The organism is Neorhizobium sp. USDA 3394, assembly GCF_056280385.1.
Genome location: NZ_JBWCDU010000002.1, coordinates 259,658 through 277,514, shown reverse-complemented (window position 1 = coordinate 277,514; position 17,857 = coordinate 259,658). Strand labels below are relative to the sequence as shown.

Here is a 17,857-nt window from a genome sequence, read left to right as displayed (position 1 = left end):
GCATGAAATCGAAGGCCTCCTAGCCTCCCACGCCCTGGAACATGCGGGCGCGCGCATTCAGTATATGGTTCTTCATGGCGTCATGGGCCGCCGTTTCCCGCCGCGCCAGGATCGCCTCCACGATCGCCTGGTGCTCGTCCTGCACGTGCCGCACATGCAGCGGCGTCCGCTTCAGGCTGAGGCTGCGGGTCACCGACATGCCGATCGAAAAATGCGGCCTGAACCAGTCGCGGACAGTGACGTGGAACTGGTTGCCGGTCGCCGCGGCGATGGCGTCGTGCAGGTATTGGTCCTCTTCCGCACCGAGTTCACCGATTTCCAGGCAGTGTTCGAGGGCCGCAAGCGCCGAAAGGATCCGGATCCTGTCATGAGCCTGCCAGTTGCGTGCCGCCAGTTCTGCCGCCTCCGCCTCAAGTCCGGCGCGGAACTCGAAGAACCGTTGCACGTCGGCGAGCGATCCGACCGGAACCTGCTTCAGCACCGACGAGTCCGGCCGCTGCCGCACATAGGAACCGGATCCCTTGCGCGACACGATCAGCTGATCCCTGCGAAGCCGCTCCAAGGCTTCGCGCACCACGGGGCGGGACGCCCCGAACATGACTGCGAGGTTCGGCTCGGACGGAAGGCGCTCGTTGACGGGAAAACGGCCGTCGGCGATCATGCCTACGATCTTCTCGTAGATGATGTCGCTGAAACGAGGCTCCGCCTTGGAGGCCGCTATCACGCCCGATTGGTTCATCAACGTCCCTTTTCACGTCTCCGTTCGCGAAAGGCCAGTTCGGCTTCCGGTGGACAAAGACCGAAAATGCCCTTGCCCGCCCTTACGCGTTCTTCGACGAAATTCTCGAAAACGGTCTGCTCGAAGGCTTCGTCGGCCACCTCTTCCGCCATCGCCGCCGGAATGACAACCAAGCCTTCGTCATCGCCGACCATGATGTCGCCCGGATAGACGGGCACATCGCCACAGCCGATCGGCTGGTTGAGATCGAGCGCGTGGTGCCTGATTAGGTTGGTCGGGGCGGAAGGCGCGGAGTGATAGGCCGGTCCGACGAGGCGCGGAGCGTCCTTGCTGATCTTGTGCACGTTGCGAATGAAGACGTTCCGCAGGCCGTGTTTCAGACGCACCGACGTCAGCGTTGCTGCCGAGACGCTCTTCAATTTTTGGCGCGATTCGTCGCTGAAAGTCATGCGTCTCCTCCCTGTCGACATGGCTTTTGAACCAGCAGTATTTAACCTGTAAAAATCTGTCAATACTTGTAATCATCTGAAAACCTGCTTATGGTCATTTTAGCCGATGGGATGGAGGTCCTCGGCGGTCGTGGCGGTAGGGAACCTGCCATCGATCGCCTTTCAGGTCGGCGGTTCATTTGGGAGGAAATTTATGCGCGACGACGAAAATATGTCTTCCGGCTTTACCCGCCGGACGTTCCTCGCAGGCGTTGGCGGGGCTGTTGCCCTGTCAGTTGCGGGCGGCAGCGCCAGCGCGGCCGCGACCAAGGAGGCGCCGCAGCTTGCGGCTCTCGTCAAGGACGGCAAGCTGCCGCCGCTTGCCGAACGTCTTCCGAAGAACCCGATGGTCGTGAAGCCCTGGGAAAAGGTGGGCGCTTACGGCGGCACGCTGCGGCGCGGCCTTCGCGGCTCGTCCGACCATAACGGCATCCTGCGCATGGTCGGCAACCAGGGCCTGGTGCGCTGGAACATGGATTTCACCGCCGTCCTGCCGAACCTTGCTGAGAGGTGGGAGGTCAATGCCGATGCTTCGCAGTTCACCTTCTACCTCTTGAAGGGCGTGAAGTGGTCGGACGGCCATCCGTTCACGGCCGACGACGTGGTCTTCGCCATCGAGGATGTCGTCAAGAACAAGGACCTCTACAGCTCGACGCCGGCGCAGATTGCCGTGGCCGGCAAGCCGGTCGTGGTCGAAAGGATCGACGACTACACCGTCAAGTTCACCTTCGCCGCAGCCAACGCGCTTTATCTGGAAAACCTTGCGACCCCGCTCGGCCAGCATCCGACTCTGTTTGCCAAGCACTACTGCAGCAAGTTCCTGCCGAAATACAACCCGAACCTTGACGCGGACGTAAAAGCGGCCGGTTCATCGAGCTGGCCGGACCTCTTCCGCGCCAAGTGCGGCGACATCGAGATTCCGCAGCGCTGGGGAAATGCCGAGAAGCCGGTGCTCGATCCGTGGATGATCAAGGAAGCCTATTCCGGCGGCGCAACCCGGGTGCTGATGGTCCGCAACCCTTACTTCTGGCAGGTCGATACCGACGGCAACCAGCTGCCCTATATCGACGAGCTGAATTTCGGCATCTCGCAGGACGTCGAGTCGCTGATGCTCAACGTCATCTCCGGCAAGATCGACATCCAGGAGCGCCATATCAACTCGCTCGCCAACAAGCCGACGCTATCGCAGAACATGAAGAAGGGCGATTACCGCCTGCTGTCGCTCGTCCCGTCCGCGGCGCAGCAGTGCTCGCTCTACCTCAACATGACCCACAAGGACCCGGTGCTGCGGAAGATCTTCGCCGACAAGTCGTTTCGCCAGGCGCTGTCGATGGGCATCAACCGCCAGGAAATCATCGACATCGTCTATTTCGGCCAGAGCGAGGGCTACCAGACCGGACCGCGCCCCGGCCATCCGTGGTATCACGAGAAGCTGGCCCGGCAGTTCACCGAGTTTGCGACGGACAAGGCCAATGCCATGCTCGACAAGGCGGGCCTCGACAAGAAGAATGCCAACGGCATCCGTCTCCGGCCTGACGGCCAGCCGCTGTTTTTCGCGGTCGACGTCATCCCCACGCTCTATCCCGACCTGGTCGACGTGCTGGAACTGGTGAAGGCGCATTGGGCGAAGATCGGGGTGAGCATGAAGGTCAACACCATCGAACGCGCGCTCTATTATACGCGAGGCGACGACAACGCCCATGATGCGCAGGTCTGGCCGGGCCCCGGCGGCCTCGACCCGATGCTCGATCCGCGCGACTTCTTCGCCTTCCATCCCCAAGGGTCGCGTTACGCCATCCCGTGGACGCTCTGGTACACGTCCAACGGCACCAAGGGCGAAGAGCCCCCGGAAAGCCAGAAGAAGCGCTTCAAGCTCTATGACGAGGCTCGTTCCACGGCCGATGTCGACAAACGCGGCGCGATCATGAAGCAGGTCTTCGATATCGCCGCGGAAGAATTCGAAGTCATGGGAATCTGCCTCGCCGTGGGTGGTTTCGGGGTGATCCGCAACAATCTGCGCAACGTTCCGGAAAAACAGCCCGATAGCTGGTCCTGGCCGAACCCCGGCCCGGCCCTGCCGCAGCAGTTCACGTTCACGAGCTGAGCGGGCACGCGCTGACTTACTCCAACTGTGCCGCCGCCTAACCGGCGGCGGCACCCTTCCGGTCCCATGCATCCACTGCCCGAACGATAGCCGACGAGCTTTCGGATCGGCATGCCGTGCAATCCGAATTGCGAGCTTTGCATGCTAAAATTTATCATCAAACGTCTGCTATGGATGATCCCGTCGCTGTTTGCGGTGAGCTTCCTCGCCTTCGTTCTGATCCAGCTTCCGCCAGGCGACTTCGTCACCACCTATATCGCGACGCTTGCCTCTTCCAACGAAGTGGTCGATCAGAACACCGCCGCCGCACTGCGCGAGCGGTTCGGCCTCGACCAGTCCATGCTGGTGCAATATCTGAAATGGATCTGGGGAATTCTGTCCCGGGGTGATTTCGGCATTTCCTTCGAGTGGCAGCAACCGGTCTCCGGCCTTATCTGGGAACGCATGGCGCTGACCCTGGTACTTGCGCTCGCAAGCCTGATCGCCACCTGGGCGATCGCGCTGCCGATCGGCGTCTATTCGGCAGTGAAGAAATATTCGATCGGCGACTATGCATTCACGGCCTTCACGTTCTTCGGCCTGTCGATCCCGTCTTTCCTGTTGGCGCTGGTGCTGATGTATATCGCCGCCGTCGAGTTCGGCGCGGATGTGGGCGGCCTTTTCTCACCTGAATACGAGACGGCCCCCTGGAGCATTGCCAAGACGCTCGACCTTCTGTCGCGTCTGTGGCTGCCGGTGGCGATCCTCGCGGTGTCCTCTACTGCCAGCCTGATCCGCGTCATGCGCGCCAACATGCTGGACGAGCTGCCCAAACCCTACGTCACGACTGCTCGTGCCAAGGGGCTCTCGGAGTTCCGGCTGCTGATCAAATACCCGCTGCGCATCGCGCTCAACCCGTTCATTTCGACGATCGCCTGGCTTCTGCCCAACCTGATCTCCGGCTCGGTCGTCGTGGCGATCGTGCTCAACCTGCCGACAGCGGCGCCCCTGCTTCTCCAGGCGCTGATGGCGCAGGACATGTATCTCGCAGGCGCCTTCGTGCTCCTGATCTGCGCTCTCACGCTGATCGGCTCGCTGATCAGCGACATCCTGCTTGCGCTGGTCGATCCGCGCATCCGGCTCGAATAGGAGGCCCGAATGGTCGATGCAACCATCCTCAACGATCGCCCCGATCGCGTCGCCGTCGCGGCGCAATGGCAGCTGATCTGGTGGGCCTTCAAGCGGCACAAGCTCGCCATGGCCGCCCTTTTCGTCACCGTCGCGATGTATACCGTCGCGATCTTCCCGGGCTTCTTTGCGATCAACGACCCGATCATGCAGAACGCCCGTTCGACCTTCCATCCGCCGCAGAGCATTCATTTCCTCGATACGGCAAACGGGTTCAGTTTTGGCCCGTACTATTACGGGATGAAGCTGACGCGCGATCCGAACACGCTTGCCGCCATCTTCGTCGAGGATCCCAATACGAAGATCCCGATCCAGTTCTTCGGGCGTGGCTACACCTATTCGGTGCTTGGCCTTTTCGAGACCGACATCCACCTCATCGCCACCACGGACGACACCAAGCCGCTCTATCTCTTCGGCGCCGACCGTCTCGGACGCGACGTCTTCAGCCGCACGGTGCAGGGTGCGCAGATCTCGCTGTCGATCGGCCTGGTCGGCGTTTTCCTGTCGCTGCTGCTCGGCATCGTGCTCGGTGGCATTTCCGGATATTACGGCGGCCGGATCGACTTCGTCATGCAACGCGTCATCGACTTCGTGCTGTCGCTGCCGACCATTCCGATCTGGCTGGCGCTCGCCGCAGCCCTGCCGCAGGGCTGGCCGGCAGCGATGCAATACATGATGATCACCATCATCCTGTCTTTCACAGGCTGGGCACAGCTTGCCCGCGTCGTGCGCGGCCGCTTCCTGTCGCTGCGAACCGAGGAATTCGTCGCCGCCGCTCGTCTCGACGGCGTCTCGGAAGGCCGCATCATCTTCCGTCACATGCTGCCGAGCTTCTCAAGCCACATCATCGCCTCGATGACATTGGCCGTGCCGGCGATGATCCTTGCGGAAACATCGCTCTCTTTCCTCGGCCTCGGCCTGCAGCCGCCGACAGTCTCCTGGGGGGTTCTTCTGCGCGAGGCGCAGAACATCCGCTCCATCGCCACCGCGCCATGGCTGTTCATGCCGGGGCTTGCGGTCGTCATCGCCGTCATGGCGCTCAACCTTTTCGGCGACGGTCTGCGTGATGCGGCCGACCCGTACAACAAGTGAGGCGCGGATGACCGATATCCTATCCATCACGCCCCGTCCTTCGATGGCAGCGGGCAAGACGCTGCTCGAGGTGAAGAACCTGGTGACGGAGTTTCCGCTTCGCACCGGCATCTTCAAGGCGGTCAACGACATCTCGTTTTCGATCGAGCCCGGCAAGACCCTGTGCGTGGTGGGCGAAAGCGGTTCCGGCAAATCCGTCACCGCCCGCTCGATCTTGCAGATCATCGACTCGCCCGGCCGCATCGCCTCCGGCTCGATCATCCTCAATCGCCAGGACGGCAGCTCGGTCGACCTTGCAAGGCTTGATCCGCGCAGCAAGGCGATCCGCGCGGTCCGTGGCCGCGACATCGCGATGATCTTCCAGGAGCCTATGTCGTCGCTTTCGCCGGTGCACACCGTCGGCGACCAGATTACCGAAGTGCTGCGCCTGCACTTGAACATGAGCAAGGCGCAGGCCCGCAAGGAAGCCGCCGAACTGCTCCGGCAGGTGGAAATCCCCAATCCGGAACAGGCGCTCGACCGTTATGCCTTTCAGTATTCCGGCGGCATGCGCCAGCGCGCCATGATCGCCATGGCGCTTGCGTGCAAGCCCCAGCTGCTGATCGCCGACGAGCCGACCACCGCGCTCGACGTCACCACCCAGGCTGAAATCCTCGACCTGATCAAGCGCCTGCAGCAGACGACCGGAATGGCGGTGCTGTTCATCACCCACGACATGGGCGTGGTGGCACAGATTGCCGACGACGTGCTGGTCATGCATCACGGCGTCATCAAGGAATACGGGCCGGTCGACCAGATCTTCCATACGCCGCAGGATGCCTACACGAAGATGCTTATCGGTTCCGTGCTGAAGCTGGAACAGAAGGCGGAAATCCGCCTCGCCCGGCCGCCGCTCGACACCACCGCAGAGCCGATCCTCGACATCCGCAACCTCTCCATGCATTTCGGGGAGATGAAGGCGCTGAACGACGTCTCGATCGCTCTCCTGCCCGGCGAGACGCTCGGCATCGTCGGCGAAAGCGGTTCCGGCAAAACGACCCTCGGCCGCTCGATCATGCGGCTCTACGATCCGGTATCCGGCGAGATGCATTACCGCCGCGCCGATGGAAAGGTGGTCGATCTCGCCAGGCTTGAGGGAAGTGAACTGAAGGCCGCCCGCCGCGAGCTGCGCATGGTCTTCCAGGACCCGTTCGGTTCGCTCAACCCGCGCATGACCGTCGCGCAGGTGATCGGGGAGCCGCTGCTGGTCAACGGACTGTCGAAGGGCAAGGAACTCGACGAGCGGGTCTGCCACCTGATGGATCAGGTCGGCCTCGATCCCGCAGGGCGGGAGCGCTACCCGCATGCATTTTCCGGCGGCCAGCGCCAGCGCATCGGCATCGCGCGCGCAATCACCCTCAATCCGCGCATCATCGTGGCGGACGAGGCGACCTCGGCGCTCGACGTCTCGGTGCGCTTCCAGGTGCTGGATCTCCTGATGCGGCTGCAGGACGAGCTCCAGCTCGCCTACATCTTCATCAGCCACGATATCGGCGTCATTCGCTACATGTGCGACCGGGTCGGCGTCATGTATCGCGGAAAGCTCGTGGAAGTCGGCGAGGCGGAGAAGGTCTGCAACAATCCCGATCATGCCTATACGCAAGCATTGATTTCGGCCATTCCCCGGCCGGATCCCCGCGATCGCGATCGCTCGAAGCGCTTCCGGTACATCGAACCGAGCCCCCATATCGATCCCAGCAACGTCAAGAATAGAAGTTCTGCACGATGAAGATCACGGGAATCCGCACCTTCCTCATGCATGTGGGTCAGCCGCACCGTTCGAAATGGGCGTCCGACGACGCATCTGCCTCTTCCGGTCCAGGATTGCAGGAACGAGGTTATTTCGGCGGCACCCGCAACTGGCTGTTCCTGAAGATCGATACAGACGAAGGGATTACCGGCATCGGCGAATGCTCTGGCTGGCCGCGCGTCATCGAGACCGCGATCAAGGATCTCGCGCCGCTCCTGATCGGCGAGGACCCGACCCATATCGAAAAGCTGTGGCAGAAGATGATGATCGCCATGATGGGCCACGGCATGCTCGGCACGGTCGGCGGCGGCGCCATGACCGGCATCGATATGGCGCTGTGGGACATCAAGGGCAAGGCGCTCGGCGTGCCAATCTGGAACCTGCTCGGCGGCAAGGTTCGCGACCATATTCCGATCTATTCGCATGCCAATACCGTGGAACAGGCGCTTGCCGTGAAGAGCCGCGGCATCAAGGCGATAAAATGCGGCGGCGTTTCCGATCCAGTCCGAAAGGTCGCCGCGTTGCGAGAAGCGGTCGGCGACGAGGTGGATATCGCCATCGACCTTCACGGTGCACCATGGATGACGCCCGCCGATGCCTGCCGGCTGGTGCGCAAGCTCGAGCCTTATGAGCTGATGTGGGTGGAAGACCCCATCGCGCCGGAGAACGTAGATGGCTACCGCCGCATCCGCGATGCAGCGCATGTGCCGCTTGCCGCCGGCGAACGGAGCGCCACGATTTTCGGTGAGCGCGAGTTGATCGAGAAGGAACTGGTCGACATCATCCAGCCGGATACCGGACGTGCCGGCGGCATTACCCAGATGAAGAAGATTGCCGCCATGGCGGAGGCGCACCACATCCAATTCGCGCCACATTCCGGCTCGCTCGGGCCGGTCGCCGAATATGCCGCTCTGCATTTGATGGCCGCGATCCCGAATGCGTTGATCCTGGAACGCCTCGACGACGACTGGGAGGGACGCAAGAGTGTGATCGTGCCGCATCCGGTCCAGGAAAACGGCTTGATCGTGGTGCCGGGCGCGCCGGGACTGGGCTGCGATATCGACGAGGAATTCGTTGCCCGCTACCCGAGCCAGGGCAATCTTTCCGTACAGGTTCAGCCAGATTGCGGCGCCTATGCGCCGGGCACCTGGGGCGAACATCTCTATGTGCAGACGCGTGTGTCGCGTCGGCAGTATTTCGGCAAGTAAGGATACAGAAGATGAAGATCGACCGGATGCGGGTTTTCATGACCCGCGACAAGGACCGCCCGCGTGTCATCGTCGCGCTCGATACCGACGACGGTCTGACCGGCTGGGGCGAATGCTACAATCACGGGCCGGACAAGGCGCTGCCGCCGCTTCTGGACTATCTTTACGGCTTTGTTGCCGGCCAGGACCCGACGCGGGTGGACTACCTCGTCAATCTGATGATCCAGCAGAGCCGGTTTCCTCCCGGCGCCATGGGGCTTGCGGCGATCGCCGGCCTCGACCATTGCCTCTGGGATCTGGCCGCGAAAGCTGCGGGCCTGCCCGTCTACAAGCTGCTCGGCGGCGAGGTGCGCGACAAGATCAAGGTCTATGCAGGCGTCTACACCGCGCCGGACGCACCGGCTGCGCGCGACGAATTCGACCGGCTGAACGAAGGCTGGGGGTTCACCGCGTTCAAGCTCAGCCCCTGGCGGATCGACATGCATACCAACCGCTGGGGCAATGTGGTGAAGGCGTCCGCCGACTACTTCCGCCAACTCCGCGAGACGGTGCGCGACGATTACGAGATCGCCTTCGATGCGCATGCCAAGATCTATGAACCCGCCGCCGCCCGACAGCTCGGCAACGCGCTTGCACCCTACGACCCGCTGTTTTACGAGGAGCCGCTGCGGCCGGAAAACATCGAGGCATGGGGCGAACTCAAGCAGGGGCTCGAATGCACGCTGGCGACGGGCGAAAGCCTCTACAGCCGCTATGAATTCCTGCGCCTGCTGCAGGTGAAGGGTGCGGATCTGATCCAGCCGGACATCTGCGTCGTCGGCGGGCTTTCGGAAATGCGCCGCATCGCGACGCTTGCCGAGGCCTTTTATGTCGGCGTGGCCCCGCACAACCCGATGGGACCTCTGGCAACCGCGGTCAACGTGCATTTCTCGGCCGCCCAGCAGAATTTCAAGATCCTCGAATACCGCCTGCCGACGGGCCAGGCCTACGTTTATGGCGGGACCGAGATCGAGACGCGGGAGGATTCGGCCCGTTACGTCGCCGATCCCTACCTGCCGAAGGACGGTTATCTCGAGCTTCGCCCGGACCGTCCCGGCTGGGGTGTCGAAATGGACGAAAAGGCGATGCAGGAGGACGGATACGTCCATTGGCAGCGTCGCGTGCCGAAGCGACCGGATGGATCCTATGCCTTCGCCTGAAATCACGGGGAAGGCTTGGCCAAGCATTCGCAGCGGGCCGCTTGAGGCCCGTTTCCTGCCCGACAACGGCGGCCGGATGACCCACCTCGTCCATGACCGGCTGGGCGATATCCTGGTGCCGACGCCCGGTCCGGAATTCGAGCCGCTGAACTGGCCGAAGGCCGGCGCCTACCCGCTGTTTCCCTATCACAACAAGCTCGTCGGCGCCGCTTTCGTGCATGACGGCAAGCGTCATGAAGTCCTGCCGCACCCCACACTTGGCACAGATGCGCAGCATGGTCCGGCCCATCGCCGCGCCTGGCAGGTGGCCTCGCTTGGTGCAGATCGGATCGAACTGGTGCTCGACTACGACGCCGATCCGGACTGGCCCTTCGACTTCCGCGCTGTACAGCGCTTGGTGCTCGGCGACGACCGGCTCGATATCGAGCTTGCAATGACCAATACGGGACAGGCCTCCATGCCCGGCGGATTTGGCTGGCATCCGTATTTTGCGGCTGATCTCGGCAGGCCGGCATCCTGCGATGCCAACAGGATTTGGCCGCCGGGTGAGGCGGGCGTTCCAGACGGGACCCGATCTGAAGTCCGGAGTGAGAAACCACTGCCGAACGAAGCCCATACCCTTTTTCTCTCGGACTGGCAGCGGGCCACGGTTGTGACCAATGGTGGCATCGAGGCCACTTTGACGGCTGGGCCGGACCTGAAACACCTCGTGGCCCATCGCACCGCGGGCTATGTATGCCTCGAACCCGTATCGCACGTTGCCGGCGCTTTCGGTTTTCCTGCCGGCGGTGATTCAGGACTTTTCGTACTGCGCGCCGGGGAACAGCGCTCGGCAAGCTTTAGCCTTTCTTTCGGGGGATTTTGAGAACCCGGCACCGGATTGACCCCCTTAGCGGCGCAACAACTCTGATAGAGATTTTCATCTTACAAAATTCAGTTTCTCGACTTTGATGTTCCCCGGGCGCCGGTCAGGTGCTTGCGCATGAGAGCCGCCGCGACTTCGTTGTCGCCCACCTCGAGCCGTTCGAGTATTTCCAGATGCTCCCGACAGGTGACGGCCACGCGATCCGCGCCATGCTGCCAGTTGTAGTTGGATAGACGGCGAAGCTGGTTCTGGCGGTTCATGGCCTCCTCGATATAGCGGTTTCCGGAGGCTGCGCTGATGCCGAGGTGGAATTCCGCGTTCATTTCGAACAGGGTGACGCTGGATGCGTCGGTCCAGGCGGCACTCAGCATCGCCTCGTGCCGTGATCGCATCGACCTGATCCAGTCAGCGGAAAGCGAAAAATCCGGCGACAGGATGGCTGCGCATTCGATAAGCAGCCGAAAATCGTAGCTTTCTTCTCGAGCACGCACGTCGCGGACCGGGTCGAAAAACTGCCAGCCATACCCTTTTCGGCGCTGAATCACGCCGAGGCCTTCCAACTTGATCAGCGCCTGACGGACGGGCGTGCGCTCCTGCCCCGTCAGCCGCATCAGTTCCAGCTCCGCGAACTGCTCCGGCAATGCGCCGTCGCGCCGCAGCTTGGCGATCGCGACGAGAAGTTCTTCATCGGCGGCCGGCGCCTCCAGTGTCTCCACCCTGGGAGGAATTGCCGAAAGCGTCATGCCCTTGTTTTGCTCGTGCTGCACGAAACCTTGCGATTCCAGGAGTTCGAGCGCCATCCGAACGGGCGTGCGGGATACGCGCAGCCGGTCCGCCAACTGGTTCTGGCGCAATCTGGCCCCCGGCTGAAGATTGTCCTCATGGATGACGTCGACGATGCGGCGCATCAGGTCCTGCTGAAGAGGCGTGGACGCGTCTGACATTTCCGCTTGCCTTTCCGATAATTTTGGTTTTTGTTGTATGAAATACTTTTTACGCGAAGGCAACCGTTCGGCCTGCCGCCATACAGCATCTGGAAAACGTCATCATGACCTTGCCTCTTCCCTGCCCGCTCATCGAGATTTCTGGTACGCCATTCGAGCGCGGCCAACAATATGGCGAACAGGCGGCGGAGCGTATCCTCAAGGGCATCGGGCACTACAAGGACCAGCTGCATTCCTCCGGCCTGACAGACAGCGACCTGGCGGCGATGATCGACCGTTTCGCCAGCGCGATCGAGGACTTTGGTTCCCAGTATATCGAGGAGATGCGCGGCATCGCCCGGGCCGTGAACACCGATCTGGCTGCAATCCTGCTGCTCAATGCACGCACGGAAATCCTCAAGCTTGCGCGCCGCCGGGAAAAGGGTCAGGCGGACTTCATCCAGTCGGATGGCTGCACCGGCGTTTTCGTCATGCCCTCCGCTGCTCGAGACAACGTCTTCATCCACGCCCAGAATTGGGACTGGAAGGCCGAATGCGCCGAAACGGCGATCGTGCTCAAGATCAAGCGCAGCGATGGGCCCGACATCATCACCTTCACCGAAGCCGGCGGCCTTGCGCGGACCGGCTTCAACTCCGCCGGCATCTCGATCAGCGGCAACTACCTCGAAACCGACCGGGATTACCGGGAACTCGGCGTGCCGCTCGCCATCATCCGCCGCAAGGTTCTGGAACAGGACCATCTGGCGATGTCCATGCAGGCGGTCTACGGAACCCGCAAGTCTGCGTCGAACAACATGATGATCGGCCACGCCCATGGCGTCGCAATCGATTTCGAATGTGCGCCCGACGAAACTTTTCTGGTTCACCCGCAAAACGGCGTGCTGGTGCATGCCAACCATTTCCAGAGCCAGGTTGCACTGTCAAAGCTGCTCGACAAGGGCGTCGTCAACATGCCGGACTCGCTCTACCGTGATCTGCGCGTCCGCCAGCTGATCGAGCCGCATGTCGGCAAGGTCACGGTGGACACCGTCAAGACCGCACTCTCCGATACGTTCGAAAGTCCCTGGTCGGTCTGCCGCCCGCCGCGCAAATCGCTGTCCAACAATCAGTCCGCGACGGTCGCCATGATCGTCATGGTGCCGGGCGAAGGCCGCATGGAGGTCGCGTTGCTGCCGGCGCTCGGAGCACATTTCTGGAACTACAGCCTCGACATGAGGATCAGGCCCGTCGAAGAGCCCCGCAAGGCTCAAACGAACGCGGCCTAAACAAAAATCCATAAGGGAACAAATACGGGAGCCTCCAATGAAAGTTGAAAGTCTGTTGAAGACGACGGCAGCGGTCGCGCTGCTGGCCACGACCGCCGCAGGCGCGGCCATGGCGCAGGACAAGACGATGCGCGTGCGCATCAATGCAGACATCCGCTCGACCGATCCCGGCGTCAACCGTGATGCCAATAGCGACGCGATCGTCCTGCACATGGTCGAAGGCCTTGTCGGATACAAGGACGACGCCTCGATCGCGCCGCTCTTGGCAAAGTCGGTCGACATTTCCCCCGACGGCAAGACCTATACGTTCAAGCTGCGTGACGGGCTGAAGTTCAGCAATGGCGAGCCGTTGACCTCCGCCGATGTCCTGTCCTCATGGCAGCGCTACGTGGATCCCAAGACCGCCTGGAGGTGTCTCAAGGACGTGACAGGCTCCGGCGTCGCCAATGTCACCAACGTGGCGGCGCCGGATGCCGCAACCGTCGTCTTCACGCTGGAGAAGCCGACCGCCCTCTTCCTCGCCACCATTGCCCGCACCGATTGCGGCGGCACCGGCATCTACCAGAAGAGCTCGCTCGATGCGCAGGGCAAGTGGGTGAAGCCTGTCGGAACAGGCCCCTTCATGCTGCAGGAATGGCGCAGCGGCCAATATGTGCAGCTTGCTGCCAATCCCAACTACGTCTCGCCCGGCGGCGAGCGTACCGGCTATGTCGGTGACAAGAAGCCGAAGATCGCGGCCGTGCGCTTCATGATCATTCCAGACGATGCTGCGGCCAAGGCCGCGCTCTATTCCGGAGACATCGACGTGCTGAGCGACGTCAACAATGCCGACGTCGAGGAACTCTCCGGCAGCGACAAGCTGAAGGTGGACAAGGTCGCCAGCATGGGCCTGACCGCTCTTCTATTCCAGACCCGCGATCCGCTGCTGAAGGACGTCCGGATCCGCAAGGCGCTACTGCTCTCCCTCGATATCGCGCAGATCTCGGAAGCCTTGACGAACGGCCAGTCGCCGGCGAATTTCTCGGTCATTCCGGTCCCGAGCCCCTATTCCGGCAAGCAGCAGAAGGAAATCCCGGCCCGCAACCTCGACGAGGCGAAAAAGCTGCTGGCGGAAGCCGGATACAAGGGCCAGCCGATCAAGTGGCTGGCGACGAAGTTTTATCCGTCGCTCTTCGATGCCGCGGTCCTCGTCCAGGCGATGGCGCAGGAAGCCGGCATCAATATCGAGATCGAGACGCTCGACTGGGCGACGCTGCTCGACCGCTACACGGCCGGCAACTACTCCGCCATGTCGTTCACCTATTCCGCACGCCTCGATCCTTCGCTTTCCTACGACATGGTCAGCGGCAGCAAGGACAAGAGCCCGAACAAGGTATGGGACAATCCGGAGGGCCTGAAGCTGATCGCCGAGAGCACAACGATCGGCGATGCCAAGGAGCGGCAGGCGCTGCTCGACAAGCTGGAAGGCATGATCCGCGCCGACGTCCCGTTGATCCCGCTCTATTCCGGCACCCGCATCGGCGCGGTGCGCGCCAATGTGGAAGGATACAAGACGTGGCCGGTCGGTTATCCTCGCATGTGGGGCGTTTCCTTCGCACAAGGGAAATAGCTCATGCACGCCCTTTCGAAATATGTCGCGAAGCGTCTGTTATGGACGCTTCCGACACTCCTGATCGTGGCCGTCATGGTGTTCTTCCTGGTGCGGATGATCCCCGGCGACCCGGCCCAGCTGATCCTCGGCGATAGCGCCAGCCCGGACGAGCTTGCAGGCCTGCGCGCCAATCTCGGCCTCGATCAGCCGGTGGCGATGCAGTTCCTTTATTGGCTCGGCAATGTCCTGCGGGGTGATCTGGGCCTATCCATCTCCAACGGCGCGCCCGTCCTGCCCCTGATGCTCGACCGCTTCCAGGTCAGTGCCACCATCGTCCTGATCGCCGTGGCACTCGCGACGCTGATCGCGGTTCCGGCCGGCCTTGTGGCGGCATGGCGGCAGAACGAGCATGTGGATGTCGCCATCGTCGCCGCCTCGACGCTGCTGATGTCGGTTCCCAGCTTCTGGCTCGGTCTCGTCCTTCTGCTGGTCTTTGGATTGAAGCTCGGATGGCTGCCGGTTGTCGGCTACGTGCCGTTCACCGAAAAACCGTGGACCGCCCATCACCTATGTCATCCTGCCGGTCGTGACGTTGATGCTGATCGAGGTCGGCGTGCTCACCCGCATGATGCGCGCCAGCGCCATCGAAATCCTGCGGCTGGAATATGTCATGCATGCCCGCGCCAAGGGTCTTTCGGAACGAAAGGTCCTGCTTCGCCACGTGCTGCCCAATGCCTTCGCCCCGACCTGGACGATGATCGGCCTGGTGCTCGGCGGGCTGCTCGGCGGCATCGCGGTCCTGGAAACCGTCTTCACCTTGCCCGGCCTCGGGCGCCTTCTCGTCGATGCGATCTTCGCTCGCGACTATCCGGTGGTACAGGGATGTCTGTTGTTCACGGCCTTGATCTACGTGATCGTCAATCTGATCGTCGATCTGTGTTATCCGCTGTTCGATCCGCGGGTCACCGCCTCATGATCAGGCAGCCCGCAAACCTCCTCATCGGCTCGGCCCTGCTGATTTTCATCGGTGGCATGGCCCTCGTGGCTCTGTTCTGGACGCCCTACGAGCCGGCGGCAATCAAGCTCGTTGCCAAGCTGAAACCGCCATCGGCGCAATTCTGGCTCGGCACCGACGAATTCGGCCGCGATGTCGTCTCCCGCCTGATGACCGGGGCGGTGCAGAGCATGACGGTCGCCATCCTGACGGTTGCTTTCGCGATCACGGTCGGCACGACCACCGGACTGATCGCAGGCTACACGCGAGGGCTGGTCGACCGGATCCTGATGGTCTTCAGCGACGCGCTCCTCGCCTTTCCCGGCACCCTGCTGGCGCTCGGCCTGATGGTGATTTCCGGCCCGAACAAATACGGCATCATCCTGGCGCTCGGGATCGCCTATTCCCCCTCGGTGCTGCGCGTTGTCCGGGCAAGCGTCTTGTCGGCCAGGGAACGGGAATATGTCGAGGCGTCGCGCGTCATCGGCAATTCCGAATTCGCCACCATGTTTCGCCATGTCCTGCCCAATTGCACCGCGCCGATCGTGGTGCTCGCCACCTCGATGTTCGGTTGGGTGGTGCTGGCGGAAAGCGGCCTGAGCTTCCTCGGCCTCGGCGTGCCTCCGCCGGCGCCGACCTGGGGCAACATGCTGTCTGCGGCGCGTACCTATATCGAAAAGGCCCCCTGGCTCGGGCTCGCCCCCGGCATCTGCATCTCGATGACGCTGCTCGGCATCAATTTGCTCGGAGATGCGCTGCGGGACCGCTTCGACCCGAGAATGGAGCAACGGTGATGAACGCAGAAACTTCCCGGCCCCTGCTCGACGTCCGCGATCTCCGCGTCACGACCTCGAACGGGCACCCAATCCTCCATGACGTGTCGTTCGATGTCGAGGCGGGCAGCATCGTCGCACTGGTGGGCGAAAGCGGCAGCGGCAAGACGGTCGCCGCACGCGCGGCCATGCGGCTGCTCCCCAAGGCAATCACGCCGGTCTCCGGAAAGATCCTGTTCGAAGGCAATGACGTCCTGAAGATGACGGGTAGCGAGATCCGCAAAGTTCGTGGCGCCGAGATCGGCATGGTCTTCCAGGAGCCGATGGTATCGCTCAATCCGGCGATGACGATCGGCGCACAGTTGGTCGAGGGGCTGCGGCTGCATGAGAAGCTGAGCGTCGAGGCGGCGCGCGCACGTGCATCCGAAATGCTGGAGCGGGTGAAAATCCCGAACCCAGAAGCCTGCCTTGCCGCGTTCCCGCATCAGTTCTCGGGCGGCATGCGCCAGCGCATCATGCTCGCCTCGGTCATGCTGCTTCGGCCGAAGCTGCTGATCGCCGACGAACCGACGACGGCGCTCGACACGTTGACCCAGCGCGAGGTCATGGAGGTCATGGTCGATCTGACGCGCACCTTCGGAACCTCGGTTCTATTGATCACTCACAATCTCGGTCTCGTCGCCCAATACGCGAAGAAGGTCTTCGTCCTGGAGCGGGGCAGACTGATAGAATCGGGACCGGTCGAGGAGGTTCTGCATCGGCCGAAAGAGCAATATACGCGCACGCTGATCGACGCCCTGCCGAAACGTGACCACGGCCGGGTGCCCCCCGCCGAAGCGGCGCCGCTGATCGAGGCCCGCGGTGTCGAGGTGACCTTCTCGGGCGCCGGCAATATGTTCAGCACCGCGGAAAAGAAGCTTGCGGTAAGGGGTGTTTCGCTCGGCGTGCGCCCCGGCGAAGTCGTCGCCGTTGTCGGCGGTTCCGGTTCCGGCAAGACCACGCTCGGACGGGCGATGCTGGGCCTGCTGCCGTTGTCGGGAGGAGACATCCTGTTTCGCGGGCGCCCGATGGCATCCGCCGACCGGGCCGCTGCCCGTGATTACCGCCTGCAGTGCCAACTCGTCTTCCAGGATCCCTATTCGTCCCTCGACCCGCGCCAGAAGATCGCGGAAATCGTCGGCGAGCCGCTCATACATGGCCCGAAACTCAGCGGCCGGGAAAAGGCCGAGCGGGTGAGTGATATCCTGGGTGAGGTCGGCCTTGCCGGACTTGGAGATCGTTATCCGCATGCCTTGTCCGGCGGGCAGAGGCAGCGCGTCGCGATCGCGCGTGCGGTCATCCGCAATCCCGCTTTCGTCGTCGCCGACGAGCCCGTCTCGGCGCTCGACATGACGATCCAGAAGCAGGTTCTCGATCTCTTCCGCAAGCTGCAGGAAAACCACGGCTTCGCCTGCCTTTTCATTTCGCACGATCTTGGCGCCGTCTCCCGCGTCGCCGACCGGATCGTCGTCATGCAGCAGGGCCTGATCGTCGAGGAAGGCAGCGTCGGCCAGATCCTCGATCACCCGCAACACCCCTATACGCAGGCTCTGCTTCAGGCGACGCCCACCCTCGGCCTTGCCGCGTAATGAGACCCAAG

General features: G+C 62.4%; 15 protein-coding genes and 1 pseudogene. 13 read left to right on the top strand and 3 right to left on the bottom strand.

Features of this window, described 5'->3' with window-relative positions; translation table 11 throughout:
• Positions 1 to 19 precede the first annotated feature (19 nt).
• Positions 20 to 739 (bottom strand): FadR/GntR family transcriptional regulator, encoded by a 720-nt coding sequence (locus tag ACZ9EJ_RS22820; protein WP_046633216.1) that lies wholly within the window; start codon positions 737 to 739, stop codon positions 20 to 22.
• Positions 739 to 1,188 (bottom strand): RraA family protein, encoded by a 450-nt coding sequence (locus tag ACZ9EJ_RS22815; protein WP_046640591.1) that lies wholly within the window; start codon positions 1,186 to 1,188, stop codon positions 739 to 741. Before ACZ9EJ_RS22815 ends, ACZ9EJ_RS22820 begins: the two co-directional genes overlap by 1 nt.
• A gap of 193 nt (positions 1,189 to 1,381) precedes the next feature.
• Here ACZ9EJ_RS22815 and ACZ9EJ_RS22810 point away from each other — a divergent pair, with 193 nt between their 5' ends.
• The 7 genes from ACZ9EJ_RS22810 to ACZ9EJ_RS22780 all read left to right on the top strand — a co-directional run bounded on the left by ACZ9EJ_RS22810 (position 1,382) and on the right by ACZ9EJ_RS22780 (position 10,651).
• Positions 1,382 to 3,331, top strand: a complete 1,950-nt coding sequence (locus ACZ9EJ_RS22810) for an ABC transporter substrate-binding protein (protein WP_046640590.1) — start codon at positions 1,382 to 1,384, stop codon at positions 3,329 to 3,331.
• A gap of 141 nt (positions 3,332 to 3,472) precedes the next feature.
• Positions 3,473 to 4,459 carry an ABC transporter permease gene (locus ACZ9EJ_RS22805; RefSeq protein WP_037085996.1) on the top strand — a complete coding sequence of 329 codons (987 nt, stop codon included), beginning with the start codon at positions 3,473 to 3,475 and terminating at the stop codon, positions 4,457 to 4,459.
• Between the two features lie 9 nt (positions 4,460 to 4,468).
• Complete coding sequence (locus ACZ9EJ_RS22800) at positions 4,469 to 5,590, top strand: ABC transporter permease (protein ID WP_046640589.1); 1,122 nt, start codon at positions 4,469 to 4,471, stop codon at positions 5,588 to 5,590.
• A gap of 7 nt (positions 5,591 to 5,597) precedes the next feature.
• Positions 5,598 to 7,358: an ABC transporter ATP-binding protein gene (locus ACZ9EJ_RS22795; RefSeq protein WP_046633206.1), complete on the top strand. Its 1,761-nt coding sequence runs from the start codon at positions 5,598 to 5,600 to the stop codon at positions 7,356 to 7,358.
• Positions 7,355 to 8,587, top strand: a complete 1,233-nt coding sequence (locus ACZ9EJ_RS22790; RefSeq protein ID WP_046633204.1) for a mandelate racemase/muconate lactonizing enzyme family protein — start codon at positions 7,355 to 7,357, stop codon at positions 8,585 to 8,587. Before ACZ9EJ_RS22795 ends, ACZ9EJ_RS22790 begins: the two co-directional genes overlap by 4 nt.
• 11 nt (positions 8,588 to 8,598) lie before the next feature.
• On the top strand, positions 8,599 to 9,786 hold the full coding sequence (locus ACZ9EJ_RS22785) for a galactarate dehydratase (RefSeq protein ID WP_046633202.1): 1,188 nt from the start codon (positions 8,599 to 8,601) through the stop codon (positions 9,784 to 9,786).
• Positions 9,773 to 10,651, top strand: a complete 879-nt coding sequence (locus ACZ9EJ_RS22780; RefSeq protein WP_052764599.1) for an aldose epimerase family protein — start codon at positions 9,773 to 9,775, stop codon at positions 10,649 to 10,651. The genes ACZ9EJ_RS22785 and ACZ9EJ_RS22780 overlap by 14 nt, the downstream gene beginning before the upstream one ends.
• A 68-nt stretch (positions 10,652 to 10,719) precedes the next feature.
• On the opposite strand, the gene ACZ9EJ_RS22775 is transcribed toward ACZ9EJ_RS22780, so the two are convergent.
• Entirely contained in the window at positions 10,720 to 11,595 is an 876-nt protein-coding gene (locus tag ACZ9EJ_RS22775; protein WP_046633199.1) for a GntR family transcriptional regulator, read from the bottom strand.
• Positions 11,596 to 11,699: 104 nt separating this feature from the next.
• Here ACZ9EJ_RS22775 and ACZ9EJ_RS22770 point away from each other — a divergent pair, with 104 nt between their 5' ends.
• The 6 genes and pseudogenes from ACZ9EJ_RS22770 (at position 11,700) to ACZ9EJ_RS22745 (ending at position 17,846) form a co-directional block, all read left to right on the top strand.
• Positions 11,700 to 12,860, top strand: coding sequence for a C45 family autoproteolytic acyltransferase/hydolase (locus ACZ9EJ_RS22770; RefSeq protein WP_046640588.1), 1,161 nt, complete (start codon positions 11,700 to 11,702; stop codon positions 12,858 to 12,860).
• A 37-nt stretch (positions 12,861 to 12,897) separates the two neighbouring features.
• Complete coding sequence (locus ACZ9EJ_RS22765) at positions 12,898 to 14,469, top strand: ABC transporter substrate-binding protein (RefSeq protein WP_046633195.1); 1,572 nt, start codon at positions 12,898 to 12,900, stop codon at positions 14,467 to 14,469.
• Positions 14,470 to 14,472: 3 nt separating this feature from the next.
• Positions 14,473 to 14,652 (top strand): annotated as a pseudogene (locus tag ACZ9EJ_RS22760) (ABC transporter permease); the annotation flags it as partial.
• A gap of 319 nt (positions 14,653 to 14,971) precedes the next feature.
• Positions 14,972 to 15,427, top strand: a complete 456-nt coding sequence (locus ACZ9EJ_RS22755; RefSeq protein WP_476100490.1) for an ABC transporter permease — start codon at positions 14,972 to 14,974, stop codon at positions 15,425 to 15,427.
• Positions 15,424 to 16,239, top strand: a complete 816-nt coding sequence (locus ACZ9EJ_RS22750) for an ABC transporter permease (protein WP_046640586.1) — start codon at positions 15,424 to 15,426, stop codon at positions 16,237 to 16,239. Before ACZ9EJ_RS22755 ends, ACZ9EJ_RS22750 begins: the two co-directional genes overlap by 4 nt.
• On the top strand, positions 16,239 to 17,846 hold the full coding sequence (locus ACZ9EJ_RS22745; RefSeq protein ID WP_046640585.1) for an ABC transporter ATP-binding protein: 1,608 nt from the start codon (positions 16,239 to 16,241) through the stop codon (positions 17,844 to 17,846). Before ACZ9EJ_RS22750 ends, ACZ9EJ_RS22745 begins: the two co-directional genes overlap by 1 nt.
• Positions 17,847 to 17,857 lie beyond the last annotated feature (11 nt).